Origin of the sequence: Rhizobium sp. WCS2018Hpa-16, from assembly GCF_031843705.1 — a bacterium.
Taxonomy (GTDB): domain Bacteria; phylum Pseudomonadota; class Alphaproteobacteria; order Rhizobiales; family Rhizobiaceae; genus Agrobacterium; species Agrobacterium tumefaciens_C.
Window position 1 is genome coordinate 254,628 of the sequence record NZ_JAVTIX010000001.1, and the last position, 25,298, is coordinate 279,925.

22 protein-coding genes are annotated in these 25,298 nt (G+C 56.1%); 12 read left to right on the forward strand and 10 right to left on the reverse strand.

What is annotated here, in order from left to right; all coding sequences use genetic code 11:
- Positions 1 to 65 precede the first annotated feature (65 nt).
- Positions 66 to 1,733 (forward strand): alpha glucosidase, encoded by a 1,668-nt coding sequence (locus RQI55_RS01300; protein WP_311272316.1) that lies wholly within the window; start codon positions 66 to 68, stop codon positions 1,731 to 1,733.
- 12 nt (positions 1,734 to 1,745) lie between these two features.
- Here RQI55_RS01300 and RQI55_RS01305 read toward each other — a convergent pair whose 3' ends face one another.
- From RQI55_RS01305 to RQI55_RS01315, 3 genes are all read right to left on the reverse strand, one after another.
- On the reverse strand, positions 1,746 to 2,696 hold the full coding sequence (locus tag RQI55_RS01305) for an HD-GYP domain-containing protein (protein ID WP_311272315.1): 951 nt from the start codon (positions 2,694 to 2,696) through the stop codon (positions 1,746 to 1,748).
- A gap of 102 nt (positions 2,697 to 2,798) precedes the next feature.
- Entirely contained in the window at positions 2,799 to 4,496 is a 1,698-nt protein-coding gene (gene ade / locus RQI55_RS01310) for an adenine deaminase (protein WP_243255270.1), read from the reverse strand.
- A 131-nt stretch (positions 4,497 to 4,627) separates the two neighbouring features.
- Positions 4,628 to 5,734, reverse strand: a complete 1,107-nt coding sequence (locus RQI55_RS01315; protein ID WP_192064235.1) for a branched-chain amino acid ABC transporter substrate-binding protein — start codon at positions 5,732 to 5,734, stop codon at positions 4,628 to 4,630.
- 271 nt (positions 5,735 to 6,005) lie between these two features.
- On the opposite strand from RQI55_RS01315, the gene RQI55_RS01320 reads away from it, so the two are divergent.
- Positions 6,006 to 7,175: a DUF3095 domain-containing protein gene (locus RQI55_RS01320; RefSeq protein WP_042617359.1), complete on the forward strand. Its 1,170-nt coding sequence runs from the start codon at positions 6,006 to 6,008 to the stop codon at positions 7,173 to 7,175.
- Between the two features lie 108 nt (positions 7,176 to 7,283).
- Here the strand turns inward: RQI55_RS01320 and RQI55_RS01325 are convergent, their stop codons facing one another.
- From RQI55_RS01325 to RQI55_RS01340, 4 genes are all read right to left on the reverse strand, one after another.
- A complete protein-coding gene (locus RQI55_RS01325) occupies positions 7,284 to 7,601 on the reverse strand; it encodes a helix-turn-helix transcriptional regulator (RefSeq protein WP_042617358.1) in 318 nt (105 codons plus the stop codon).
- A 459-nt stretch (positions 7,602 to 8,060) separates the two neighbouring features.
- The gene (gene choV / locus RQI55_RS01330; protein WP_042617357.1) at positions 8,061 to 9,107 is read right to left on the reverse strand and encodes a choline ABC transporter ATP-binding protein; all 1,047 of its coding nucleotides are present in this window, start codon (positions 9,105 to 9,107) and stop codon (positions 8,061 to 8,063) included.
- Positions 9,104 to 9,955, reverse strand: coding sequence for a choline ABC transporter permease subunit (gene choW, locus RQI55_RS01335; RefSeq protein ID WP_311272314.1), 852 nt, complete (start codon positions 9,953 to 9,955; stop codon positions 9,104 to 9,106). The genes choV and choW overlap by 4 nt, the downstream gene beginning before the upstream one ends.
- 87 nt (positions 9,956 to 10,042) lie before the next feature.
- A complete protein-coding gene (locus RQI55_RS01340; protein WP_409233673.1) occupies positions 10,043 to 11,002 on the reverse strand; it encodes a choline ABC transporter substrate-binding protein in 960 nt (319 codons plus the stop codon).
- Between the two features lie 200 nt (positions 11,003 to 11,202).
- On the opposite strand from RQI55_RS01340, the gene RQI55_RS01345 reads away from it, so the two are divergent.
- The 4 genes from RQI55_RS01345 (at position 11,203) to RQI55_RS01360 (ending at position 14,879) form a co-directional block, all read left to right on the forward strand.
- On the forward strand, positions 11,203 to 11,784 hold the full coding sequence (locus RQI55_RS01345; protein WP_243255272.1) for a thymidine kinase: 582 nt from the start codon (positions 11,203 to 11,205) through the stop codon (positions 11,782 to 11,784).
- Between the two features lie 119 nt (positions 11,785 to 11,903).
- On the forward strand, positions 11,904 to 12,353 hold the full coding sequence (locus RQI55_RS01350; protein WP_243255274.1) for a pseudoazurin: 450 nt from the start codon (positions 11,904 to 11,906) through the stop codon (positions 12,351 to 12,353).
- Positions 12,354 to 12,446: 93 nt separating this feature from the next.
- Entirely contained in the window at positions 12,447 to 13,472 is a 1,026-nt protein-coding gene (locus RQI55_RS01355) for a hypothetical protein (protein WP_243255275.1), read from the forward strand.
- 210 nt (positions 13,473 to 13,682) lie between these two features.
- A complete protein-coding gene (locus tag RQI55_RS01360; RefSeq protein ID WP_243255276.1) occupies positions 13,683 to 14,879 on the forward strand; it encodes a DUF2333 family protein in 1,197 nt (398 codons plus the stop codon).
- A gap of 32 nt (positions 14,880 to 14,911) precedes the next feature.
- On the opposite strand, the gene RQI55_RS01365 is transcribed toward RQI55_RS01360, so the two are convergent.
- Together RQI55_RS01365 and RQI55_RS01370 are read right to left on the reverse strand one after the other, a co-directional pair.
- Entirely contained in the window at positions 14,912 to 15,628 is a 717-nt protein-coding gene (locus tag RQI55_RS01365; protein WP_311276906.1) for a LuxR C-terminal-related transcriptional regulator, read from the reverse strand.
- A 241-nt stretch (positions 15,629 to 15,869) separates the two neighbouring features.
- The gene (locus tag RQI55_RS01370) at positions 15,870 to 16,391 is read right to left on the reverse strand and encodes a TIGR00645 family protein (RefSeq protein WP_243255277.1); all 522 of its coding nucleotides are present in this window, start codon (positions 16,389 to 16,391) and stop codon (positions 15,870 to 15,872) included.
- 314 nt (positions 16,392 to 16,705) lie between these two features.
- Between RQI55_RS01370 and RQI55_RS01375 the strand changes: the two genes are divergently transcribed.
- The gene (locus RQI55_RS01375; protein ID WP_243255278.1) at positions 16,706 to 18,952 is read left to right on the forward strand and encodes a TonB-dependent hemoglobin/transferrin/lactoferrin family receptor; all 2,247 of its coding nucleotides are present in this window, start codon (positions 16,706 to 16,708) and stop codon (positions 18,950 to 18,952) included.
- A 55-nt stretch (positions 18,953 to 19,007) separates the two neighbouring features.
- Here the strand turns inward: RQI55_RS01375 and RQI55_RS01380 are convergent, their stop codons facing one another.
- Positions 19,008 to 19,865, reverse strand: coding sequence for an extensin family protein (locus RQI55_RS01380; protein WP_243255279.1), 858 nt, complete (start codon positions 19,863 to 19,865; stop codon positions 19,008 to 19,010).
- A 266-nt stretch (positions 19,866 to 20,131) separates the two neighbouring features.
- Between RQI55_RS01380 and RQI55_RS01385 the strand changes: the two genes are divergently transcribed.
- The 5 genes from RQI55_RS01385 (at position 20,132) to queF (ending at position 25,284) form a co-directional block, all read left to right on the forward strand.
- Entirely contained in the window at positions 20,132 to 22,321 is a 2,190-nt protein-coding gene (locus RQI55_RS01385) for an anthranilate synthase (protein ID WP_243255281.1), read from the forward strand.
- 68 nt (positions 22,322 to 22,389) lie between these two features.
- Complete coding sequence (locus tag RQI55_RS01390) at positions 22,390 to 23,091, forward strand: TIGR02117 family protein (RefSeq protein WP_243255282.1); 702 nt, start codon at positions 22,390 to 22,392, stop codon at positions 23,089 to 23,091.
- A gap of 37 nt (positions 23,092 to 23,128) precedes the next feature.
- Positions 23,129 to 23,764 (forward strand): LysE family translocator, encoded by a 636-nt coding sequence (locus tag RQI55_RS01395; RefSeq protein ID WP_243255283.1) that lies wholly within the window; start codon positions 23,129 to 23,131, stop codon positions 23,762 to 23,764.
- 134 nt (positions 23,765 to 23,898) lie between these two features.
- Complete coding sequence (locus RQI55_RS01400) at positions 23,899 to 24,816, forward strand: cation diffusion facilitator family transporter (protein ID WP_192064220.1); 918 nt, start codon at positions 23,899 to 23,901, stop codon at positions 24,814 to 24,816.
- A 3-nt stretch (positions 24,817 to 24,819) separates the two neighbouring features.
- The gene (gene queF / locus RQI55_RS01405) at positions 24,820 to 25,284 is read left to right on the forward strand and encodes a preQ(1) synthase (RefSeq protein WP_243255285.1); all 465 of its coding nucleotides are present in this window, start codon (positions 24,820 to 24,822) and stop codon (positions 25,282 to 25,284) included.
- Positions 25,285 to 25,298: the final 14 nt, after the last annotated feature.

Consider the following 25,298-nt stretch of genomic DNA (forward strand, 5'->3'; position numbering starts at 1 on the left):
AGGATTGCCGTTTACGAACAGACCTTACCTTTATATGCTTTGACGAGCTTAACCGGAGATTGCCCATGGCCGACCTGATTGCCTCTGCCAACACTTCCACACACTACGGAGACTGGTGGAGGGGAGCGGCGATCTATCAGGTCTATCCACGCTCGTTTCAGGACACGACAGGCGATGGTTTCGGTGATCTCGCCGGTGTGACGGAGCGGCTGCCCTACATCGCGTCGCTTGGCGTGGATGCTATCTGGCTTTCGCCCTTCTTCACCTCACCCATGGCGGATATGGGCTATGATGTCTCCGATTATTGCAATGTAGACCCCATGTTCGGCACTCTGGCGGATTTCGACACACTGATTTCGGAAGCGCATCGCCTTGGTTTGAAGATCATCATCGATCAGGTGATTTCTCACACATCCGACCAGCATCCCTGGTTCAAGGATAGCCGCGCCAGCCGCACCAACCCGAAAGCCGACTGGTATGTCTGGGCAGACCCCAAGCCGGATGGAACGGCCCCCACCAACTGGCTGTCGGTGTTTGGCGGGCCAGCATGGGAATGGGATGGCGTGCGCAAGCAATATTACATGCACAATTTTCTCGCCTCGCAGCCGGACCTGAATTTCCATAATGTCGAGGTGCAGGATGCACTGCTGGAAACCGTTCGTTTCTGGCTGGAGCGCGGGGTGGATGGTTTCCGGCTGGACACGGTGAACTACTATTTCCACGACAGGCTTTTGCGCAACAACCCGCCGCATGCGCCCGATAGCGATGATGCCGGTCTCGATGCGCCCGATGTGAACCCCTACGGCATGCAGAGCCATGTTTACGACAAGACGCAGATCGAGAACATCGCCTTTCTCAAGCGGTTCCGCGCGCTGCTGGATCAATATGAGGCGCGCATGACGGTGGGCGAGGTGGGTGATGGTGCACGGTCGCTGAAAACCGTGGCGTCCTACACCGCCGATGGCGACAAGCTGAACATGTGCTACACATTCGACCTTCTTGGTGGGGAGTTTTCCGCAGACCATATCCGAGGTGCGGTCGGTGGTTTTCAAAAGGCCGTCACGGATGGCTGGGTCTGCTGGGCCTTTTCCAACCATGATGTCGTACGCCATCTCAGCCGCTTTTCCGAAGGGCCGGAGGAGCAGACGCGCGTGGCAAAGCTTGCCTTCAGCGTGCTTGCCACATTGCGCGGCTCCATATGCCTTTACCAGGGCGAAGAGCTTGCCCTGACCGAGGCCGAGCTTGCATTCGAAGACCTGCGAGACCCCTATGGCATACGGTTCTGGCCAGCCTTCAAGGGGCGCGATGGATGCCGGACGCCGATGGTGTGGGAAACGGGACAGCCCAGCGCTGGCTTCACGACGGCGGAAAAGCCGTGGCTGCCGGTGCCCTACGCGCACGCCATGCTGGCCGCCGACGGGCAGGAGCGCAAGCCGGATTCGGTCTTGAACCACTACAAGGCCGTGCTGGCATTTCGCAAAAATCATGCGGCCTTGCGCGATGGCGACATGGTGTTTCTGGACACGCAGCAGGACCTGCTGGCCTTTACCCGAACCAAGGGACATGAGCGCCTGCTTTTCGTGTTCAACCTCACACGGGAGCCGGTGGAGTTCCTCATTCCAACTGATCTCAAAGTTGATGAAGTGCTGACAATGCCGGGCTTCCAGCCGCTGTTCGACGAGACGATGGTAAAGCTCGATGGGCTGGATGTGTTCTGCGCGATTTTGGCGTGAGTGGTGGGCCTCTTAAAAGAGGCCCTTTGTCATCTCCGGGTCAAGACTGAGCACGAATTGCCAGATCAGCTCTTTATCGAACTGGTCGTCTCGTCCCATCATCCAGCTGAGTGCCTGTTGCGATGACCAGCCCTTCTTGTAGGGGCGTGTGGAGGTCAGCGCGTCGAAGACATCACAGATGGTGCTCATGCGCACTTCGGTGCTTATGGCGTCAGCTTTAAGCTGCTCGGGATATCCATTGCCATCCAGCCTCTCATGATGAGAGCGACAGATGTCGAGAACAAGCTGGGGCATATCCGTGTTTGCGGACAGCAGCTCGTAACCCAGGCTGGTGTGTTTTTCCACCACCTTGCGTTCATCAAGGTTCAGGACAGTCTGCTTTTGAAGAATGTGCTTTGGAATATAGAGCTTGCCGATATCGTGCAGCATGCCGGCCATGCACAGGTGCTGGACCGTTTCTTCATCCATGCCCTTGGATCGGCCAAAATGGAGCAGCAGGGCACCAACGGCAACAGAGTGCATGTAGGTTGCGCTATCGCGAGACCGTAGCCGTGACATGCCGATGTAAAGCGATGGATTTTCTTCCATCGTTCTCGCAACATCGTCCACCAGCGGCTTGAAGGATTGCACGGTGACAGCTCGACCCTGGCAAATATCGCTGACCAGTGATTTTGCTGATGCTGCCTGTCCCTGAATTTTCGCGGCAGCTTCCAGCTTTTCCTGTCGGGTGGCGTTCGTCAGGTTTCGCTCGGTGGCGGGTGTGGTCCAGCCGGTGGGGGCGCACCCCAAAGACGTGTTGATGAAGACGCCGCCGCTCTCGGTGCTGCAAATCAGATCGATCTCTTCGCCAGACCGGATAACGAAGCGCCGCCCGAGGGTTGGGCTATCCTGCCACGCACCCTCGATTGCTTCAACGAACATCCCGACTTTGAGTTGCGACTTATCGATCTTCGTTACAGTCACGTGTTGCCCCGATACTCAAGCTCCATCCATCAAAGCTTGTTATCTAGCGCGACTCCGTTAATTCAATATGAGTATTTTCGATTATATTGTTATGGTTGTACTTTATGGAATGAGTGCGAACCGATCCACATCCACCATGCCCATATCCGAAATTTTGAGATGCGGAATGACCGGCAGCGGAAGGAAGGCAACCTGCAAAAACGGTTCTTCCAGCGTTGTTCCAAGTGCGTAGGCGGCCTTGCGTAGCTCGTGCAGCGTATCACGCACGGTCTCATAGGGCTCTAGGCTCATCAGGCCTGCGACGGGCAGGGCGATTTCTCCCGTAACCTTGCCGTCTTCAACCACCACGAAGCCACCCTTGATATCGCTGAGGCGATTTGCGGCGCAGGCCATGTCATCTTCGCTGACGCCAACCACGCAGATATTGTGGCTGTCATGCCCGACGGTTGAGGCGATTGCGCCTTTCTTCAGGCCAAAGCCCTGGACGAAGCCGTTTGCATGGTTGCCGTTCTTGCCGTGGCGCTCGATGACGGCGACCTTGATGATGTCATTGTCCAGATCAAGGCTTGTCTGGTTTCCATCTGTGGGCAGCTTGTAACGACGATGCTCGGTGATGATCTTGCCCGGCATAACGCCGATGACGGATGTTTCACTGTCCGTCACGGGCACGCCGAAATGTGATGCCAGAACGGGGCGAGCCTTGACGCTATCGAGCCCTACAGGCGCAATTGATTTACGCGTGGCGAAAAGCTCATTGGTCACTTTTCGTCCAGCTGAGAACACCATGTTGGCCTTGCAATTCTGCAGACTGTCAATCACCACCAGATCGGCGCGCCAGCCGGGCGCAATGAGACCACGATCGTTGAGGCCGAACGCCTTTGCGGCTGAAATGGATGCGGCACGATAGATGGCTAGCGGCTCCACGCCGCTTCCGATAGCGGTGCGGATCATATAATCGAGATGGCCCTGCTCGGCGATATCAAGCGGGTTGCGGTCATCCGTGCACAGCGCGAGATAGGGCGACAATCGCTCTGTGATGATGGACATCAGGGAGTGGAGATCCTTGGATACCGAACCCTCGCGCACCAGAATATGCATGCCCTTGCGGATTTTCTCCATCGCCTCTGCGGCGGTGGTGCATTCATGTTCGGTGCGAATGCCAGCTGAGAGATAACCATTCAGCGCCGTGCCGGAAAGCAGTGGTGCGTGGCCATCAATGTGCTGGCCCTGAAAGGCCTCCAGCTTCGCCATGCAGATCGGGTCTTTGTGGATCACGCCCGGAAAATTCATGAACTCGGCAAGGCCGATGACCTTCGGGTGGTTGCGGAAAGGCAGCAGGCTTTCGATTGGCAGATCGGCGCCAGATGTTTCCAGATGGGTGGCCGGTACGCAGGAAGATAGCTGGACCCTGATGTCCATGATCGTTTCCATGGACGAATCGAGAAAGAACTGGATACCCTCTTTGCCGAGCACATTGGCAATCTCGTGCGGATCGCAGATGACGGTGGTGACGCCATAGGGAAGGACGCAGCGGTCGAATTCATGCGGTGTTACCAGCGACGATTCGATGTGCAGATGCGTATCGATGAAGCCTGGCACAACGATCTGGCCGGTAATGTCTATCGTTTCGACGCCTTCGTAGCTTTCGCATGTGCCGATGATCGTGTCGCCGCAGATCGCGATATCGGACGCTACAAGCTCGCCTGTGACCAGATCAAAAAAGCGGCCGCCCTTGAGAACGATGTCTGCCTTCTCGCGACCTGTTCCCTGATCGATCCTGCGTTCTAGTGTCGATACCACGCTTCACCTCATTTCGATTTTTATCTGGTCACGATTAAGCCAGACGAGCCGATGGCTTGTCCACCATGATGTGCCATTAAAGAAAACCGGGCGCGTCGCCGCACCCGGTCATATCTGTCATATTAGCGAAATTACTCGGCAGAAACGATCTTGCCGTTTTCCCACTTGTAGAGCGAGAAAGCCTGCGATGTCAGGTCGCCTGTTTCGCCATAGGTCAGCTTGCCGATGGCTGTTGCAACAGGCTCACCAGCCTTCAGAACCTTAGCAACGGCTTCCGCATCTTCAGCGCTACCAGCCTTTTCAATGCCTGCCTTCAGCACTTCAACAGCGGCATAGGCATTCAGCGTGAAGGCTTCTGCGGGAATGTTTGCGGCGGTCAGGGCATCAGCCGCAGCCTTGGAATCGGTGCTCTTGGTTGCATCTGCTGCATTGGTGAAGATGGTGCCCGCAGCAGCGTTTCCGCCAATGCTCCAGAACTCGGAGTTCGACAGGCCATCGCCGCCGATAACGGTTGCCTTGGCGCCAACATCGTTCATCTGGCGAACCAGAAGGCCCGCTTCAGGGTGGTAACCGCCGAAATAGACAACATCGACATTTTCAGACTTGAGGCGAGTCGTCAGCGCGCTGAGGTCTTTGTCGCCTGCCGTCAGTGCATCATACATGACTTCGGTCACGCCGCCTTCATTCAGCGTCTTCTTGAAAGAGTCAGCCAAACCCTTGCCGTATGCACCCTTGTCGTGAATGATCGCAACGCGGCGGTCCTTCAACTGTGCCAGTACGAGTTTGCCAGCGACCTGCGCCTGCTGGTCGTCACGGCCGCAGGTGCGCAACACGTTCCACAGTTCGCGGTTTGTCAGGTCAGGTGCGGTTGCTGTTGGCGTTACCATCAACACGCCGTTTTCCGCAAAGACGTCAGAGGCTGGAATGGCAACGCCCGATGTGACGGGACCGACCACGAAACGGATGCCTTCGGCAACGAGCTGGTTGGCGGCAGATACGCCCTGCTTTGGCTCGCCACCATCATCAGCGAGCTTCAGGACAACCTGCTCGCCCAGAATACCGCCATTCTTGTTGATAACGTCAACGGCGGTCTGCGCGCCTTTTTTGACCTGATCGCCATAGGCTGCAACAGGGCCTGTGAGCGGCGCGATAAGACCGATTACGATCTCAGCATGCGCCATTGGAGCGAAAGCGACCGACGCTGCCAGCGTCAGGCCAGATAAAATTTTGAAGGTCATTCCAGTTTCTCCTTGGGTTGGGTCCCGATGTGCCGCCGGAAGCACTGCGCTAAAAGCGCGCAAACCTCTTTCGGCGGGCGGGACTGGTGTCGTCTCATGTTTGATTTCCGACATCCTGCCGTCGTCATACGCATCAGAGGCGATTTCGCAAGCCATGTTTGATCCAAAGCGTTCTCGGGCGCGTAAATCCTGTGTGAGCGCAAAGTACTGGCCGCGTCAGAATTATAAATGGCTGCTGGTTTTTCATCGCTTATGGAAGGATAATACCGGCATGACGCCGACTGACGAAGAGTTTTTACAGAACCTGCCAGTCTTCCTGCATTTTGAGGATGTGGCAGACCCTATGCTGTACCGTGCCCTGCCGGATGGCTGGGCGCTTGCGCTTGCAGACATTACCGATTCCACCGGGGCGATTGATGCGGGCCGCTACAAATCTGTCAATATGGCGGGTGCTGGCGTCATCTCCGGAATTCTGAACGCCCTGCAAAGGCATGACCTTCCCTTCATCTTCGGCGGAGACGGAGCTGTGGTGGCCATTGCGCCGTCGCAGATCGATGCTGCGCGGGAGGCGCTGTCACGGGTGCAGACGTGGGTCGCCGATGATATCGGCTTGACACTGAGGGCTGCCATCGTGCCGCTTTCAGCCATTCGTGAGCAGGGACTTGATGTTCGCGTGGCCCGGCTGCAAGCCAGCGATGATGTGTCCTATGCCATGTTTTCTGGCGGTGGAAACCACTGGGCCGATGAACAGATGAAAAACGGCCGCTATCTAATCCATCCGGCCGAAGCCGGTGCGCGCCCTGACCTGACGGGTCTTTCGTGCCGTTGGGATCCGATCAAAGCGGCGCGGGGCAAAGTCGTTTCGATCATTGCGCTTCCGGGCCCCAACCAGGATGCGCAGGCTTTTCGGGATCTGGTGGCAGAGATCGTGGCGCTGGCCAATGATGATGGACGTGGTGGCCATCCGGTTCCCGCCGAAGGACCCCCGCTGGGGTTCATCAAAGAGGGAATGTTTCTGGAGGCAAAAGCGCTTTCCAATTACCGCGACCGCATTTCGCAGGTCCGCAAGCTTTCCTGGGTACTCTTCCAGACGGCGATCATCACCGTTCTGTATCGGTTTCGAAAAACGGTGGGACGGTTCGATCCCGTGCAATACAAGCGATCGGTCGCCAGCAATACGGATTTCCGCAAATTCGATGACGGCCTGAAAATGACCGTGGATGTGGACGTCGACAGCTTGAAAAAGATCAGGGCCAGGCTGGAGGGCGCGGCGCGTGAGGGTATCTGCTTTTACGGTCTGCACGAGCAGGATACGGCACTGATGACCTGTATCGTGCCATCCCCGTTATCCAAGGATCATATGCATTTTGTCGATGGCGGTGAGGGAGGCTATGCTTATGCGGCGGCCAACTTGAAGGCGCAGATCCAAGCATTGCAATAGTATTGGAAGAAGCGCCATGCGGCTGGAGGACACATGGCGCTTTGCTCGCTGTCACCCACGCTGTCGGCTTTAATGAAACCATTCAGCGTAGGGTGTTTGCGCTATCATTCAGGCAGCGGTCTTTTCCGCGCTCGGTGCGCAGTAGATTCCCTCGAGTGTCGCCAGGATCTTCTTCACGGAATCCGAAGTGCTGGAATAGTAGATCGTCTGCGCGTCGCGGCGTGTCTTCACCAGGCGCTGTGCGCGCAGCTTGGAAAGGTGCTGGGAAAGCGCTGACTGGCTCAGGCCAACCTGCGTTGCAAGAACGCCGACTGGAACTTCACCTTCAACCAGACTGCAAAGAATCATCAGCCGCTTGGGATTGGCCATGGCGGAAAGGAGACCCGCTGCTGCAGTCGATTGTTCTGAAAGAGTTTCTGTATTCATATTCTCACTTCTCCTGAGTGAACCCGCCCCCGCGGCTGCCTCATTGGCAAAACGAAACGTTATATGCCCTGATTGTACCAATTCGGCCAGATCGTTGTATATACCTAAATCTAGGGTAAAGCCCCTGCTTCATTAGAGAATTTTCACATTCTGTCATTTTTGCTTGTTATTGACGGAAAATAGTCGAATGTTCTACTTTACCTCGTCTCAACCCATTCTTACGGGTTATTTTTTACAGTTTTGCGGCTGTGTGGGTATTTCATTTTTGCGTTTTCATGACTTTGGCGGGTGCGGATTGGTTTACAAATGCTAAGCGCCCCCAAATTCTCTCACCTTAATTTAAAGTGATTGAAAATCGGTCTTACAAATCCGTTTTGGACACTCGTCCGCGTTGACATGACGCCTGTGCATTGCCGTGGCCGGGCTGGCCACGGAGTGATTTGACCGGCATCGGGAGATTTATTTTCGCCGGTGAAGCGTCAATCCACGAACGACATCATCCGAAGTGACCGTGCCGACCACCACGCCATTGTCGACGATACCAATCGCGCCGGGCTGTTTTGCCATGGCATCGAGAATGTCGACTAGCGGTGCGGTGGGGCGGGCCGTGCCGCTGACGGAGAGCCCGGCATTTTCCGCCGTCACGCCTCTTCGCATCACGTCTTCCGCCGTCAGCATGGAGATCGGGTTCATGTTCTGCACGAACTCCGCCACGTAGCTGTTGGATGGGTTCCTGACGATATCTTGCGGCGTGCCGCATTGGATGATGTGCCCACCTTCCATCATGGCGATGCGGTTGCCGATGCGGAAAGCCTCATCCAGATCATGGCTGACGAACAGGATCGTCTTTTTGAGGCGGCTCTGGAATTCCAGAAGCTCATCCTGCAACCGGTGGCGGATGAGGGGATCGAGTGCCGAAAACGGCTCGTCCATCAGCAGGATCGGCGCGCCTGTTGCGAAAGCGCGCGCCAGCCCCACGCGCTGTTGCATGCCGCCGGATAGTTCCCCCACCTTGCGGTCTGCCCAATCGGACAGATTGACGAGTTCCAACTGCTCGGCCACGCGTTTTTTGCGCTGGGCTTCCGGCAGGCCTGCCAGCTCCAGTCCAAAGCCGACATTGTCGGCCACGTTGCGCCATGGCAGCAGCCCAAATTGCTGAAAAACCATGGATACCGTGTGCATGCGCAGATCACGGAGTGATTTTTTCGATGTCTGATAGGGGTCGATATAGCCTTCAGGCGTCTTGACGCTGACGCTGCCGCGCACAACGGGTGCCAGTTGGTTGACGGCGCGAAGCAGTGTCGATTTTCCGGAGCCCGAGAGCCCCATCAGAACGAGAATTTCGCCTTCCTTTACGGCCAGCGAGGCATTGGCCACGCCCAGCACGAGGCCTGTCTCTTCGTTGATTTCGGCTCTGGTTTTCCCTGCATCCAGCATGGCCAGTGCCTTTGCCGGATTGTCTCCGAAGACGATATCAACCCGATCAAATATGATGGCGTCACTCATGCCTCATCCTCCGAGCCAGGTAAGCGGAACAGGCGGTCGAGTATGATCGCGACGATCACGATACAGAGGCCTGCCTCGAACCCCATGGCGATATTGACGGTGTTGAGCGCACGCACCACCGGAACGCCTAGCCCATTGGCGCCGACCAGCGCGGAAATGACAACCATGGACAGTGACAGCATGATGGTCTGCGTCAGTCCGGCCATGATTTGCGGCGTAGCGAAGGGCAGTTCCACCTTGCGAAGCACTTGCGATGGTGTCGCGCCGAACGCGACGGCTGCTTCGACAAGTGCGGGCGGGGTGGAGATAATGCCAAGCCTGGTCAGGCGAATGGGGGCCGGCAGAGCGAAAATGACCGTTGCGATCAGGCCCGGCACCATTCCCAGCCCGAAAAGAACCAGAGCTGGAATGAGATACACGAAGGTTGGAATAGTCTGCATCAAATCGAGAGCGGGGCGCATGATGGAATAGGCCCATTTGCGCCGTGCGGCGAATATGCCGAGCGGAATGCCAAGAACCATGCAGGTCACACTGGAGGCAATGACGAGAGCCAGGGTTTCGGTGGTGGCTTTCCAGTATCCCAGGTTGATGATGAGCAGTAATCCGAGGGCCGTGAACAGCGGCATGCCGATGGAGCGGCGCATCCAGGCTGAGAGCGCAGTGAGCAGCGCCACGATGATGAGCGGATGGGGTGCCTGGAGCAGATAAAGCAGAGCGTCAATGACGCTTTCGAAAATGAACGATAACCAATCGAAGAAAAAAGAGAGATTTGTGGTCAACCAGTCCACAGCCTCTTTGGCGTATCGACCGATCGGTAAACGGTTTTGAGAAGCGCTGAGCCATTCCACGGTAAGAGGAGACCTTTCGTGAACGGAGTCATGATCGTCTTCCGGCAGTGACGCCGGAAGACGGGTTCAAGGCACTGACGTCAACGGCTAAAGGCCGAGGGTCTTTTTCGCGGCGGGCAGGGCATCGGCGCTGCCGTCCTTGGTCTTCACACCTGCAAGCCATGGCTCAATGGCGGATGGATTGGCTTTGAGCCACGCGGTCGCAGCCGCTTCACCCTCTGCGCCATCATTCAGGATCTTGCCCATGATCTCGTTTTCCATGGGCAGTGTGAATGACAGGTTTTTCAGGAAGGTGCCAACATTCGGGCACTCTTGCAGGTAACCTGCGCGCACATTTGTGTAGATGGTGGCGCCGCCGAGATTGGGGCCGAAGACATCGTCACCACCGGTAAGATAGGTCAGCTTGAAATTCGCGTTCATCGGGTGCGGTTCCCAGCCAAGAAAGACGATGGGATCGCCAGACTTCTCAGCGCGTGCGACCTGCGCCAGCATGCCCTGCTCGGACGATTCAATAACGTCGAAGCTCTTGAGGCCGAACGTGTCCTTTTCCACCATGCCGAGGATCAGGCGGTTGCCATCATTGCCGGGCTCGATGCCGTAGATCTTGCCGCTCAGGGCGTCGCTATGGGTGGCGATATCCTTGAAATCCTTGATGCCAAGCTCTGCGCCCTTGGCATTGGTCGCAAGCGTATACTTCGCACCGGTCAGGTTTTCGCGCACCGTCTCGACGGATTTGTCGTCGCGATAGGCCTTGATGTCGCCTTCCATCGTCGGCATCCAGTTGCCGAGGAAAACGTCGATATCCTTGTTTTTCAGGGAGGTGTATGTCACCGGCACCGAAAGAAGCTTCACGTCGGTCTCGTAGCCAAGGCTTTTCAGAATGACGGAGGCTGTTGCAGTGGTGGCGGTGATATCTGTCCAGCCCACATCCGAGAGGCGGACAGTTCCACAACTGGCCGGTTCTGCAGCGGAGGCGCTTGTGGTGAAGAGTGCCATTGCAGAAACTGCTGCGGCGAGGACCAGACAGCGGTGATTTTTTGCAAGCATTGCTTACTCCCTGTTTTTTAAGTTCCCTTGCCATTATCAATATCTTCGAAGCACAATCAACTCACGCGCAATTGCGACACGGCGAAAAAAAATACGTCGCACTTTAGGGTTGCGGCAAAAGCTGTGTTTATTGCCGCCATGGTCTTGCCCTTTGTCTGCTCCAGCCTGCAAAAGACGCCAACACAGGCCTGGAGGGCAAGATGGCAAAGCTCTATTTCAACTATGCGGCAATGAATGCCGGCAAATCCACCATGCTTTTGCAGGCGTCCTATAATTATCATGAGCGCGGCATGCGCACTGTGATTTTCACCGCTGCATTTGATAATCGCGCCGGCTTCGGCAAGGTTGCGTCTCGCATTGGCCTGTCTTCCGATGCGCTGGTGTTCGATGACACCACAGATATTTTCAAGAAGGTGGAGGCGCTGCATGCGCAAGAGCCTGTGGCCTGCGTCTTTATCGATGAGGCGAATTTTCTGTCAGAACATCACGTCTGGCAGCTGGCCGCCATTGCGGACACTCTTGGCGTGCCGGTCATGGCTTATGGGCTGCGCACCGATTTTCAGGGCAAGCTTTTCCCGGCATCTAAAGAGCTTCTGGCGATTGCCGATGAGTTGCGCGAAATCCGCACGATCTGCCATTGCGGGCGCAAGGCCTCGATGGTGGCGCGCTTCGATTCCGACGGCAAGGTCGTGAAGGAAGGCGCGCAGATCGATGTTGGTGGCAATGAGAAATACGTCTCCTTCTGCCGCCGCCACTGGGTGGAGGCCGTCAAAGGCGAATGAAATCCCGCTCTGCGACAGATTGGCCCATTTGATTTTGGTCAAGGACCGCAGCGCCGCGCAGGGATAGGACCGGTGACGAAGAGACCGCATTGTTGCGGTTTCGCACTGGAGTTAGCCTCATGACAAACACTGTTCTGCGCCTTTTGACCGGTATCGCGCTTGCCGGATTTCTGACCGTTCCTGCCATCTCTGCCGAGATCGAAATCAAGATGCTCAACAAGGGCGCTGATGGCAAGGCGATGGTGTTTGAACCCGCAGCCGTCAAGGCAAACATCGGGGATGTCATCACCTTCGTGCCTGTCGACAAGGGCCATGATGCAGCAGCGATTAAGGGCATGATCCCTGACGGTGCCGAGGAGTTCAAGGGCAAGATGAATGAGGCCCTGAAGGTCACGCTTGAAAAAGAAGGGGCTTATGTCTTCAAGTGCACGCCTCACATGGGCATGGGCATGGTAGCACTCGTAGTGGTTGGCGATGCGCCTGCCAACCTGGATGCCGTCAAAGCCGGAAAGTTGCCTAAGAAGGCGCGCGACGTGCTGGATGCAGAGATCGCAACGCTCAATCTTTGATTGGCTGTTTTCATCTCCCGCATTGAGCAAAGGTCGCGCATATTGATATGAGCGGCGCTCTTGCGCGCCAACCGATTCGGGAGACGACCACTCATGGGAAAATTGCCGCCTTTTGATAGCCTGATAGAAAAGGCTAGAGGCGATGCGGAGCGAGTGCACGCACTTTCCGTGCAGCTCGCAGCCGCGCTGGGTGTCGTCCCCGAAGGCTCTTCGAATGGCGTCTACGAAAATGAGACTGCGCACATCGCACAACTGCGTGCCATGAAGGCGGACTTCGAAGCCGCTCTTTTGGCTCTCATTCACGATATCTCAGTGCGCACCGACCGTGCTTATGCTGCTTTCGACGCTGTTGATGAAGTAAGCGGCTTTCAGGCCTTTATGGCATTCTTCAGACGCAGGGAAGCGCCATCCTTCAAGGTCATTCGCACGAGAAAATTGGCCATTGCCGAGAGTCTGAGGATGCTGCTTCTGGAGGCTGCGACCGGGCACGGCCTGATCGATGATGCAAAAAAGCAGTTCTCACCGCTGGTCCTGTCGTGCGAGCCGCAAATCCTGTCCAGCATGGAAAAGCGTCGCGGCATTGTGTCCGCCGTGGATGAGGCGCGGCAGCGCGACAGGGAGTTGGCAGCCTTGATCGGCACGGTGAGACGCAAGATCACCAATGCCAGCGATGAGGATCGCCAGCAAGCATTGCGGGCGGAGGAAGAGGAGGCTGGCACCCGCCATGCGGAAGTTCTGCTTGAGCGCGAGAAGCTGGCTGATGCCCATCAGATTCTTGATCGCCAGGCCGTACTGCTGGCTGATTTGATAGATGTGCTGAACGACCTCATGGTTGTCTTCACGCTCACCATCAACAAGATTTCTGTTGAGGCTGAGCGATGCATTCAACTGTATGATGCCGTTTATGGATCGATGGAGCCGCTATTGGCGAATGCGCGCCCGCATTCCTCGAAAGCCGAAGATGAGCCTGACGCAATACCGCTTGGCGCTTTTCTGCCTTTGCTGATGCTACACACGCAGGGCACCGTGACCATGCAGGATATCGAGAAGCGCAAGGCGCGGGCCGATCAGGCGCTGTCTTTACGCAATTCCGATGCAGCAAAAGCGGGTGCCCAATAAATCTGGTTGGGAAAAACGCTTGTTGTTCCGTTGTATCATGGCTTTCGGCACCATATGTGAAGGACGGTCGATCCGGTCTGGATCGTCATAGTTGTCGTACTGGAGTTCAGGCCGCCTCAATGGGTGGAATTCTCCAGCTTGGTCAAACTGGGCATAAGGTCTTTCGGGTCACCACTTGGTTCCGGGCCATGCGCTAAGGAGAGTTCAACAATGCTCGATCCGGTCATCGCGTTTTTCAAGCGTATTTTCGCAGCGCTTGGGAGAGGTGCATCTGTTGTGATCGCATGGCTTTTCTGGCCGTTCCGCGCTGTGAGTGGCTGGTATGGAAACCGCCAGGGTTTCATCAAGGTGCCGATTGCCGCCGCTCTTGTCTTCCTCGTTGGCCTCTATGGGTATTTTATATGGCAGACGCAGGTCTGGACCAACTTCAATCCTGATTACGTCAACAATTACAAATTTTCCGAACGGACGCTGGCCGCTGGCCAGGAGCTGCCGGTAGCAGCGGTCGCGCCAGCTCCGGCGTCGACCTCCAACTCTGAGACACCAGCCACTGCCACTGCCACCGCACCGGCGCCCGTTGTCGCGCAGGCGAGAAGCTGCCAGAGTTCCGCGATTGTCGATATGTCAGCGGATCTGATCGACTATAATGTGGACCAGAACTCATGGATTTCTTCCATGTTGCTGTACCGTCTCGGTCTGTTCGGCATGGATTGGGACAGCACGCCGTTTCTGGATAACAAGGCGTCATTCCAGCGCGGCGTCAATCAGGCTGTGCGCCGGACATCCGTTGAGTTGGTCGATTCGATCGGCCGCGTCCGTGGCACATCCGGCATTGACGCCAACTTGCAGAGCGCGCGCGGCAATCTTCAGTTCGACGAATATTCCTGGTATTTCGGCCTGAACCCATTCGGCCCGAAGACGCCAAGCCCGAGCTACTACCGGTCTGCGGCTGAAAGCCTGCGCAAGTTCAATGTCAGCCTTTCGCAGTGCAATTCCGTATTCGATGGCCGCGCCGATAACCTCATCCAGTTCATTGATCGCATTGCCAACGATATTGGCGGGACATCAGCCATTCTTCGCGAGCGTTCGGAAAACTACAATGGCGGCTGGTTCGATACGCGGGCGGATGATCGGTTCTGGTTCGCTTACGGTCAGCTTTACGGCTATTACGGCATTCTCTCGGCTGCCGGCGCCGATTTTTCTCAGGTCATCCGTGAACGTAACCTGACGAGCCTGTGGAATGATACGCTGCTACAGACGCGCGCTGCGCTGCGTATTCAACCATTCATGATCTCGAATGGCGATGAGAGCGGCTGGATCATGCCATCACATCTGGCGACGATGGGCTTTTATGTGCTGAGAGTGCGCTCGAACCTTGTTGAACTCAGATCTGTTCTGGACAGATAAGATCCAGGCTGGCGCTTCCTTCGAGGGGGGCGTCAGCTGATCAGCTTGAGGCGGATCGATTTAGCGACGAGCTGTGTGCGGTTGACGCAATCGAGTTTGCGGATCGCATTGTTCAGATAGGCATTGATCGTGTGATCGGACAGCGACAGAATCTGCCCGATTTCGGCTGATGTCTTGCCCTGAGATGTCCAGTGGATGACCTCGAGCTCACGCTTTGTCAGCTTGCGGGTCGCTGCCATTTCCGTCCGGCGCAATTGTTCATAGGCGTCGAACGCATGGATGGCGATCATGCCGATTTCATTCTTGGCAGTTTGCGACGGTTCTTCGCAACTCCCATCGAAACGCACCAGATGCCTGTCTCCGTTTACGGAGTTCGTTGGCACAAGCAGTCCGTTCGCAACGCCCGCCTGCGTGAGCAGCGCGAGGATCCGTTTGACTTCCGGCTTGCTCTCATCGAGGTCTTTCATGTTCCATGATTGCGGGACCATGGATGTTGCTACCCTCGGCAGGACCGGGCAGTAACGCAGCAGTAGCAGCTCATCATATTCGCGGATGAACCGCATCGGAAGGGATGTTTCGACGAGCGTTGTGGCAAGCAAATCTTCGCCGATGCGCGGCACGCGCATCAAGCTTGCATAGGTATAGCCGAATTCCTTTGCCGCGCCCTGAAGAACTTGCAACCAACGCGGGCGGCTCTCTGCCGCCGATAACTCTCTACCAATCAGTGATTGCCGTTCGAGCGCGATCATAATGTTTTCGTTCATAAAATTACTATGTTAACGGTGACAAATATACAAATCCTCCGAAAATTCCACTCTTTATTTCAAGTTTGGTTCCTTGTTCAGACATTATTCCAAATACTTTTAATTCAAATGACTTCTTAAAAAACCTTGACGTCACTTTGCATTTGCAATGGCGCGCATCACTACAGGATAGTCGCCAATGTTTTCTTTAAGATTTAAATAAAAGTCTAATAATATCTTCTCGATTTTATAAATCCGACTTTTCTTTTACATTCTTTGTATTGGACATCAACTGTTCGAGATAGCCAAGCATCACCGCAGAGACCACAAATGCTAGATGGATGATCGTAAACCACATCAACTTGCTGTCTGAATACTGGTTCGCATTCAAGAAAATCTGCAGGAGGTGGATAGAGGAGATGGCAACGATGGATGACGCAACCTTGATCTTGAGGCTACCCGCATCCAGCTTGCCGAGGAAGGAAACCTTGTCTTCGCCTTCGTCGAACCGGCTGACGAAGTTCTCGTAGCCGGAGATCATCACCATAACGATCAGGCTTGCCACCAGTGCGGCGTCAATTAGCGCCAGCATTGCCAGAATCATCTCTGCATCCGTGTAGACGAAAACATTCCCCGCGATTTTCAGGAATTTGAATCCGAAGGAAATGGCATAGACGGCCAGAGCAGCCACCAGGCCCAGGTAAAACACGACTAGAAGCCATCGGCTGGACAATATGATGCGTTCAACGAGTAGCTCCAGAGATTTCATCGGATCTTTCCAGATTGGTTGAATGGGTGAACAATGGTTTTTCGTGCACTGATCTAGGCAGTCTCCCAAAAAGGTTCAAGGTTGCTATCAAACCGCGCCGCACGGGAATGTAGGCGTAATATTTCTGCAACAGTGAAGCGCCCTGAGATATATGAGACAAAAAATCATATTTTAATAATTGACTCTAATAATCATGTTTTATAGGTCTCGAACCACGGCGGGGCCGTGAAGATTTAAGGGTATTTATCAAGCCACATTGCGACGGCACCTCGCGTTGCCGCGCGCTTTCGTGTGCTCGCATTCAGGGGGTTCCAATGACGATCCGCGGTTCTCAATCAGCCTTGCTGGTTTGCACAGCTATGGCGCTCATTTCCAGCAATTCCGCAGGTCATGCTAAGGAAACAACTACTCAAAACAACGGCACGACCGTTCTCGAGCGCATTACGGTTAAGGGCAAGCGCGTCAAGGCGGGCGATGTTGCAGCCAACACGCCGCTGGCAAGCAGGACGACTGCGGAAGAGATCAGAAAAAAAGACATTACGAGCCTTGGTGATCTCGGCAACACCACAGAACCCGGTGTTGATTACGTGGATCCCAAGCCTGGTCGGATTGGTGGATTGTTCGTCCGTGGTCTCGGCGGAGCTCGCGTTGTCACGCTTGTGGACGGCATTCCTATCCCGTTTTTCGAAAATTTTGCCCGCGCAGGTCAGGCAACGTCGACCATGAGCAGCGGTGCCTCCAGCTTTGATTTCTCGGCTCTTTCTGCTGTCGACGTCATTCGTGGCTCCGATTCTAGCCGCATCGGCTCAGGTGCGCTGGCCGGTGCATTGGTCTTGAAAACACTGGAACCAGAAGATCTGATCAAGGATGGGCGTGACTGGGGCGGTGTTGCCAAGCTGACCTATGATAGCGAAGACAAGAGTGTTGGTGGAGCCGTTGGCGTTGCGCGCAAGATCGAGAACACCTCTGTTCTCTTCCAGGGCGCGTACAAGCGCGGGCAGGAAACAGATAACAATGGATCCAACGATATCCTTGGAATTCGTCGCACCACTCCAAACCCCGGTGATTACGATCAGAATAACCTGCTGTTCAAACTCCGGCAGGATCTAGAAGGTGGCCATCGTATCGGTTTTACGGCTGAACGTTTCCAGTTGAAAAGCGACACGGATCTGAAGACGCTGCACGGCACATATCTGCCCGGCGCCTATTCCGGTTATGATGATACGTTGCGCGAAAGATTGTCGATCGATTACGAGTTCGAGGCGCCATCGGCGGATATGTTGATCGATTCAGCCCGTCTGACTGGCTACTGGCAGGCCTTGTCTAAAGAGTCCGGTTCGGGTGGTTTGCAGCTTAGCAATGCTCCTATCGCTCGTGATGATTCCATGCGCGAAAGCACGTTTGGTCTCACCGGCGGTTTGGTTTCCACCTTTGACACGGAAAATCTCAATCACACGGTCCGTATTGGCGGAGATGTCTCGGTCTTCGACTTCAAAGAGTGGTTCACCTCGGTCACGGGGGCGTCCTCAGCCGCCTCCTCGGCAGATATTCCGCATGTCGATGGCCGTCGTGTTGGACTTTACGCAGAAGACGAAATTGCTTTCGCCAATACTGGCTTTCGTCTGACGCCCGGCATCCGCTTCGACTATTTCGACTACGACCCATCAGGCGATATCGCTACGCATTCGGCCTATGCGACGCTGGGCCTTCCCAAAGATCGGGATGGTTCGCGCTTCTCGCCAAAGCTCATGGCAAGCTATGATCTGACGCCCGAGGTAGAACTGTTTGCGCAGTGGTCGATGGCTTACCGCGCGCCAACCGTGAATGAGCTTTATCTCAGCTTCCCCAGCATCTCGCGCGGTTATTCAGTTGAGGGAAATCCTGAGCTCGAGCCCGAAACCAGCAATGGCTTCGAGATTGGTGCGAATTACGATACTGCCGATCTGAAAGGTCGGGTTGCGGTATTCCACAACAAATACAAGAACTTTATCGAGCAATATCAGACGACGACAAGCCTGTTTCCAACCCCTGCAACGCCGGGTGTTCCTGGCTCGGGCAGCCCCTTTGGTTCGCTGTTTACCTATCGCAACCGGGCCCATGTTGAAATATCCGGTGTCGAAGCGAAGGTCCGCAAAGAATTTGCCAATGGCTTCTTCGCGCATGGATCGCTTGCATACGCCTACGGCAAGGACACCGACAACAACGAGTTGATCCGCACGGTGGCTCCATTCAAGTCTGTTTTGGGTGTAGGATATTCTGCTGAAGTCTGGGGCACAGAGTTGACCGGCATCTTCACTTCCGGAATGCGTGACGACCACAAGGCCAACACCTTCGATGCGCCCGGCTATGGCATTGCAAACCTGACTGCTTGGTGGGAGCCAGAGCAAACAAAGGGACTGCGTATCCAGGCAGGCGTCTACAATCTGTTTGATAGGAAGTATTGGAATGCAGTCGGGGTGCGCGATGTCAATCCGACAACTGTGTCGAGTGCCAACCAGCCGGTCGATTTCTATTCCGAAGCCGGTCGCTCCTTCAAGGTCTCTCTCACGCAAACGTTCTAGTGAGCGAGTTTTTCAGCAAAGGAAAGGCGGGGCTACGTGTCCCGCCTTTTCCGTTTTAACGGCAATATAGATACCCACCCTTGCGCTCCAGCACATCCATATGGAGGTGATCCTGGTGGGTGGCGTCGCTGCCGGGGGAGAGAACGGTGCGGAAGAAGAGGCATGCGGCGGTGGTTATGGTGCGCTGGAACGCGCCTTCCATGGTGCCGTCTTCGTCACGCGGCTTCATGACAAGCGGTTCGCCCTTGTCGAAGGTCAGTGTCGCAATATCGACAGCACTGCCTTTTGCGTGTTCGGAAATCTTGCCGGTGCTTGCACTGTTGCGGTTGCGGCAAATATAGGTCGAGGCATTGCCGAAGGCGGTGACGCTTCTGTCTGGCAAAGCGATTTTTGCCGTCGGGACCACAACGTTCTTGGCCCAGCGCGAGAGCGCAAGGGCTGCTTCACAGCGCATCGTGCCTTCCGGCTCCAGTTTGATGCCGGGGATCACCACGGAGAGTTCCAGCGGCGAAGCGATGCCGCAGCCGTCCTCTTCACCCGGGATCGGCGGAAGTTCCTTGAATTGCGCACCTAGCTCTTTGAGTTCTGTAAGGCAGGCTTTGAGCTCTTCGGGATTTTCTGCCTTTACCGGATCGCGCGGCGGCTCTTCAGGCTTTTTCTCGTCTTCTTTCTTTGGCTCACCCGGCTTTGCGGTGGGTTCCGGTTTTTCCTCCGGCTTCGGCACGGTGCTTTCCGCAGGTGGTGGAACCGGCGCGTCTTCTGCTTTCTTCTCCGTAGGAGAAGGAGTAGGGGCGGCTGCGGGCGCTGCGTCCTGCTGCTCCGGTTTGGGCTGGGGAACCGGCACATCCTGTGGCGGTTGCGAGGCGGAGATCAGCAGCCCACTGGCTGCGATTATCATAAGGCGGAAAAGCATGTGACCGATCAGTCCCCCATTGCGGCACAGGCTCAACGCTTCAACATGCTTTCGGTTCAAATCCGCTTGCCATCGCGTGCGGTTGCCGCTAACAATTTGCTCCATGAACACACAGTCGAAGAACATTGCTATCTGGTGGTGGGGCAGCTTTACGCGGCCTTGAGCACCCATGTCCTTAGACTAAGTCCAAGCCGCCCGAAGTTTCAGGCGGCTTTTTTGTTTTATGCCGCCCTCTCATCGGGCTTTAGAAACGGGAAGCGGAAGAGATGGTAACGATTATTCAGGATGACGGCTCGGAAACATACGAGACCAAGGGCGGCGTGAAAGTGACACGTCAGCGCCGTCCCGCAGAGTACGCAACGGCAATCGACAGCTATGTATCGGGGCTGGATGAGCGCCGTGGTGCGGTCTTTTCGTCAAACTATGAATATCCCGGTCGCTATACCCGTTGGGATACCGCCATCATCGATCCGCCGCTTGGCATTTCCTGCTTTGGCCGCACCATGTGGATCGAAGCCTATAATGGCCGTGGCGAAGCGCTTCTGTCGTTCATCACCGAGAAGCTGAAGGCAACGCCTGATCTGACGCTCGGCGCCTCCACCGCCCGCCGTCTGGACCTCGTCGTCAACGAGCCGGACCGGGTGTTTACGGAAGAAGAACGCTCGAAAATCCCAACCGTGTTTACGGCCCTACGCGCCATTGTGGACCTGTTCCATTCCAGCGCCGATTCGGCCATCGGTCTATTCGGGGCCTTCGGTTACGATCTTGCTTTCCAGTTCGATGCCATCAAGCTCTCGCTGGAGCGCCCGGAAGACCAGCGTGACATGGTTCTGTTTTTGCCCGATGAGATTCTCGTGGTGGATCACCATTCCGCAAAGGCCTGGATCGACCGTTATGATTTCGAAAAGGACGGCGTCACCACCTTCGGCAAGCCTCAGGACATCGCGCCTGAGCCATTCGTGAAGACGGACACCATTCCGCCGCGCGGAGATCACCACCCCGGCGAATATGCACAACTGGTGACGCACGCCAAGGAGAGCTTCCGTCGTGGCGATCTGTTCGAGGTTGTGCCCGGCCAGAAATTCATGGAGCGTTGCGACAGCAATCCTTCGGCCATTTCGCGACGTCTGAAAGCCATCAATCCATCGCCTTACTCCTTCTTCATCAACCTTGGCCAGCAGGAATATCTGGTTGGTGCTTCGCCGGAAATGTTCGTGCGCGTCTCCGGTCGCCGCATCGAGACATGCCCGATTTCAGGCACCATCAAGCGCGGCGAAGACCCGATTGCCGATAGTGAGCAGATCCTCAAGCTGCTCAATTCCAAGAAGGACGAGTCCGAACTGACCATGTGCTCCGACGTTGACCGCAACGACAAGAGCCGCGTGTGCGAACCGGGCTCGGTGAAGGTCATCGGCCGCCGCCAGATCGAGATGTATTCGCGTCTTATCCACACGGTGGACCACATTGAAGGCCGCCTGCGCGACGATATGGATGCGTTTGATGGCTTCCTGTCCCACGCATGGGCCGTCACCGTTACCGGTGCGCCAAAGCTCTGGGCCATGCGCTTCATCGAAGCCCATGAGAAGAGCTCGCGCGTCTGGTATGGCGGCGCCATCGGCATGGTCGGCTTCAACGGCGATATGAATACGGGCATGACGTTGCGGACCATCCGCATCAAGGATGGCATTGCGGAAGTGCGGGCAGGGGCCACCTTGCTCAACGATTCCAACCCGCAGGAAGAAGAAGCCGAAACCGAATTGAAGGCATCCGCCATGATCTCAGCCATTCGCGATGCAAAGGGCCAGAACTCCGCAGCCACCCAGCGGGATTCCGCCAAGGTCGGCACCGGCGTTAAAATCCTGCTGGTGGACCACGAAGACAGCTTCGTGCATACGCTAGCCAACTACTTCCGCCAGACGGGCGCCACGGTCTCCACCGTGCGTTCCCCGGTTGCGGCAGAAGTGTTTGATCGCTTCCAGCCTGACCTCGTCGTCCTGTCTCCCGGACCGGGCAACCCAAGCGATTTCGATTGCAAGGCGACCATCAAGGCGGCGCGTTCGCGCGACCTGCCGATATTTGGTGTGTGCCTCGGTCTTCAGGCGCTGGCGGAAGCCTATGGCGGCGAGCTTCGTCAACTTGCTGTTCCGATGCACGGTAAGCCATCGCGCATTCGCGTACTGGAACCCGGTCTGGTGTTTTCAGGCCTCGGCAAGGAAGTCACCGTTGGTCGTTACCATTCGATCTTTGCTGACCCGGCGACGCTTCACCGCGATTTCATCATCACCGCAGAGAGCGAAGATGGTACGATCATGGGCATCGAGCACAGCAAGGAACCGGTCGCAGCGGTTCAGTTCCACCCGGAATCCATCATGACGCTGGGCGGCGATGCCGGCATGCGGATGATCGAAAACGTGGTGACGCATCTGGTGCGTAAGGCAAAAACCAAAGCGGCCTGAGGGCATCGATAACATCGGCGGTGTCATGAGACGCCGCCGGTTTCCTTGAGCCGCGTGGGTGATTCTGAGTGAAGGCCTTCAAATATCTGAGCATCGCGTTCACGCTTATTCTCTGCATCATCGCGCTGGGCACGCTGGTTCCCGCACCCGTAGCCAAAGACCACGCATCTGTGGCCGCGCAGCCATCGCGCCGCATCCTCATTCTCGATAATCCCATCCACACGGATATCGCCCTGCCGGTTGATGCCGAGCTGCTGGAGCGTTTTGCGTTCTTGCGTGAGGCAAGCCTTGCTATTGATGAGCCCGGCGTGCGGTATCTCATTTTCGGCTGGGGCGGGCGGGCATTTTACACGCAAACGCCGACATGGGCCGATTTGAAGCCGTTGCCGGTGTTGAAAAGCCTGACGCTCGACCGCTCGGTCATGCACATCGCCCTTGCAGGCGACATTTCCCCCACCGACGCCCATGTCGCGGCGCTCGATCTTTCTGAGAAGGGCTATCGCGATATTGTCGATTTCATTCTTGGCAGCTTTGCTGAGGTCGAAGGCAAAAGAATGCCGCTCATCGGGCAGTCCTACGGACAATATGACGTGTTTTTCGAGGCGAATGGCACTTTCAACGTCCTGCTCGGCTGCAACACCTGGACGGCGGCAGCACTTCGGCAAGCTGGTCTGCGTACCGGGTGGTGGACGCCTTTGCCGCCACTGCTTTCTGCCTCACTGTGGTTGCACAACGATGCTGCTCCATCGTTGACAAGAACACAGCGATGACCACAATCTGGATTTCTTTGGACAGGGGCGCGCGACGATGATCGACTTTCACCAGCTATTGCTGGTCTACATTGCTTATATCATCGCCGTGGCCAGTCCCGGCCCCAGCAACATGACCGTCATGGGCATCGCCATGAGCCGGGGGCGAGCACCGGCGCTCGTTCTGGCCATGGGCGTCATGACCGGCTCGCTGTTCTGGGCAGCGCTCACCGCCACCGGACTTTCCGCCGTTCTGGCGACCTATGCCAACGCTCTGTTTTTCATTAAGATCGCAGGCGGCATCTATCTTCTTTATCTCGCCTATAAGTCTGCGCGTTCAGCTTTCTCTCCAGCGGCTGCGCAAGCCATTGTCGATGAAACACCAGTCGGTCGTGCCGAATATTGGCAGCTCTACCGTCGCGGCTTGCTGCTGCACCTGACGAACCCCAAGGCCATCCTCGGCTGGATAGCCATCATGTCGCTGGGTCTGAAACCGGGCGCCGATGCGACGACGCTTGTCGCCATCATCGGTGGCTGCGGCTTGCTGGGCATGGTCATATTCTGCGGTTACGCGCTGGTGTTTTCCACAGCCCCTGCCATCCGCATCTACCAGCGCTCCAAGCGCTACATTGAAACGGTTCTCGCATTGTTTTTTACCTTTGCCGGTATCAAGTTGCTAATAAGCCGCGTGTAATCTCTTGACCTGGCGACGGCTTTAATCATAGAAGCCGCTTAAATGAACCGCGCGCACGGAGCCATCCGTGCGCGCGGTTCGTGCGTTTTGGGGTCCAATTCTGCAATTCATTCGCAACCGCATGGGGACAGGACATGAACGAACAGGGTCACGCGCTCGTCAGGAAACTCGCTTTCTGGGGCATCCCGTTTTCCATTATGGTGTTGTGCCTGAAGCTATCTGCCTGGTGGGTCACCGGCTCGGTCGCGCTGTTGTCGGATGGCCTGGAATCCACCGTCAATGTGGTCGCGGCCTTCATAGCCTATTTCGTGATCCGCTATGCGCAAAAGCCCGCCGATGACGATCACCAGTTCGGTCATCACAAGGCGGAATATTTGTCAGCTGTGGTCGAGGGCGTGCTGATCGTCGTTGCAGCTCTCCTCATCGTGAAGGAAGCGTGGAGTGGCCTGATGGCGCCGCGCCTGCCGGATGCGCCGGCGCTTGGTCTCGCCATCAACGCCTTCGCCGGTATTTTGAATGGCATATGGGCAACGATTCTCATCCGCGTTGGAAAGAAACATTCCTCTCCGGCACTTCTGGCAGATGGACACCACATCATGTCGGATGTGGTCACCTCGGGTGGTGTTCTGATCGGTCTGGTTCTGGCAATCATGACGGGCTACGCCATTCTTGATCCGGTTCTGGCTATTGTCGTTGCCATCAACATCCTGTTTCAGGGTTCCAAGGTCATTCTGCATTCCCTCGGCGGCCTCATGGACCGTGCCGTGGAGCCGGACGAAGATGTGGCGATCAAGAAAGCCATTGCGGAGAACTCGACTGGCATTCTCGGCGTCCATGATCTCAAGACGCGCAGGGCAGGGGCGGTCGCATTCATCGACTTTCACGTCGTCGTTCCCTCGGCTTTGTCCGTGGGTGCTGCGCATGAAATTTGCGACCGGCTTGAAGATGCCATAAAGGGCGTGATACCCGGTGCCGTCCTCGCCATTCATGTGGAGCCTGAAAGTGAACAGGCGCATGGCGTTCGGGTAGAGTTTCAAGAAGCAGGAGTTTGAACCATGTCAGTCACGGATGTTTCCGGCCTGTCGCAGCTGGGCGCGCAAGTCGCTTCCCCCGAAAGCCCTGAAAAGGCCGTTCTGGAAAAAGTGCCGAATGGCAATGCCGGTACGGATTATGTCGTGCGCTTCACTGCGCCGGAATTCACGTCGCTTTGCCCCATGACCGGGCAGCCGGATTTTGCCCATATCGTCATTGACTACATTCCCGGTGATTTTCTCGTGGAATCCAAGTCGTTGAAGCTTTTCCTGCATTCCTTCCGCAATCATGGTGCGTTCCATGAGGATTGCTCGATCTATATCGCCAAGCGCCTTGTGGACCTGCTTCAACCCAAGTGGCTGCGAATCGGCGCCTACTGGTATCCACGCGGTGGTATCCCAATCGACGTATTCTGGCAGACCGGCGCGCCACCAGAGGGCGTCTGGCTTCCCGAGCAGGGCGTCGCGACCTATCGCGGTCGCGGCTAACCCTTTGCCCGATC

What these genes read in the sequence shown, in the direction of transcription:
- RQI55_RS01300 (WP_311272316.1), top strand. Translation starts at nt 66, where the DNA reads ATGGCCGACCTGATTGCCTCTGCCAACACTTCCACACACTACGGAGAC.
- RQI55_RS01315 (WP_192064235.1), bottom strand. Translation starts at nt 5,734, where the DNA reads ATGACCTTCAAAATTTTATCTGGCCTGACGCTGGCAGCGTCGGTCGCT.
- RQI55_RS01320 (WP_042617359.1), top strand. Translation starts at nt 6,006, where the DNA reads ATGACGCCGACTGACGAAGAGTTTTTACAGAACCTGCCAGTCTTCCTG.
- RQI55_RS01325 (WP_042617358.1), bottom strand. Translation starts at nt 7,601, where the DNA reads ATGAATACAGAAACTCTTTCAGAACAATCGACTGCAGCAGCGGGTCTC.
- choV (WP_042617357.1), bottom strand. Translation starts at nt 9,107, where the DNA reads ATGAGTGACGCCATCATATTTGATCGGGTTGATATCGTCTTCGGAGAC.
- RQI55_RS01340 (WP_409233673.1), bottom strand. Translation starts at nt 11,002, where the DNA reads ATGCTTGCAAAAAATCACCGCTGTCTGGTCCTCGCCGCAGCAGTTTCT.
- RQI55_RS01345 (WP_243255272.1), top strand. Translation starts at nt 11,203, where the DNA reads ATGGCAAAGCTCTATTTCAACTATGCGGCAATGAATGCCGGCAAATCC.
- RQI55_RS01350 (WP_243255274.1), top strand. Translation starts at nt 11,904, where the DNA reads ATGACAAACACTGTTCTGCGCCTTTTGACCGGTATCGCGCTTGCCGGA.
- RQI55_RS01355 (WP_243255275.1), top strand. Translation starts at nt 12,447, where the DNA reads ATGGGAAAATTGCCGCCTTTTGATAGCCTGATAGAAAAGGCTAGAGGC.
- RQI55_RS01360 (WP_243255276.1), top strand. Translation starts at nt 13,683, where the DNA reads ATGCTCGATCCGGTCATCGCGTTTTTCAAGCGTATTTTCGCAGCGCTT.
- RQI55_RS01365 (WP_311276906.1), bottom strand. Translation starts at nt 15,628, where the DNA reads ATGATCGCGCTCGAACGGCAATCACTGATTGGTAGAGAGTTATCGGCG.
- RQI55_RS01370 (WP_243255277.1), bottom strand. Translation starts at nt 16,391, where the DNA reads ATGAAATCTCTGGAGCTACTCGTTGAACGCATCATATTGTCCAGCCGA.
- RQI55_RS01375 (WP_243255278.1), top strand. Translation starts at nt 16,706, where the DNA reads ATGACGATCCGCGGTTCTCAATCAGCCTTGCTGGTTTGCACAGCTATG.
- RQI55_RS01380 (WP_243255279.1), bottom strand. Translation starts at nt 19,865, where the DNA reads ATGCTTTTCCGCCTTATGATAATCGCAGCCAGTGGGCTGCTGATCTCC.
- RQI55_RS01385 (WP_243255281.1), top strand. Translation starts at nt 20,132, where the DNA reads ATGGTAACGATTATTCAGGATGACGGCTCGGAAACATACGAGACCAAG.
- RQI55_RS01395 (WP_243255283.1), top strand. Translation starts at nt 23,129, where the DNA reads ATGATCGACTTTCACCAGCTATTGCTGGTCTACATTGCTTATATCATC.
- RQI55_RS01400 (WP_192064220.1), top strand. Translation starts at nt 23,899, where the DNA reads ATGAACGAACAGGGTCACGCGCTCGTCAGGAAACTCGCTTTCTGGGGC.
- queF (WP_243255285.1), top strand. Translation starts at nt 24,820, where the DNA reads ATGTCAGTCACGGATGTTTCCGGCCTGTCGCAGCTGGGCGCGCAAGTC.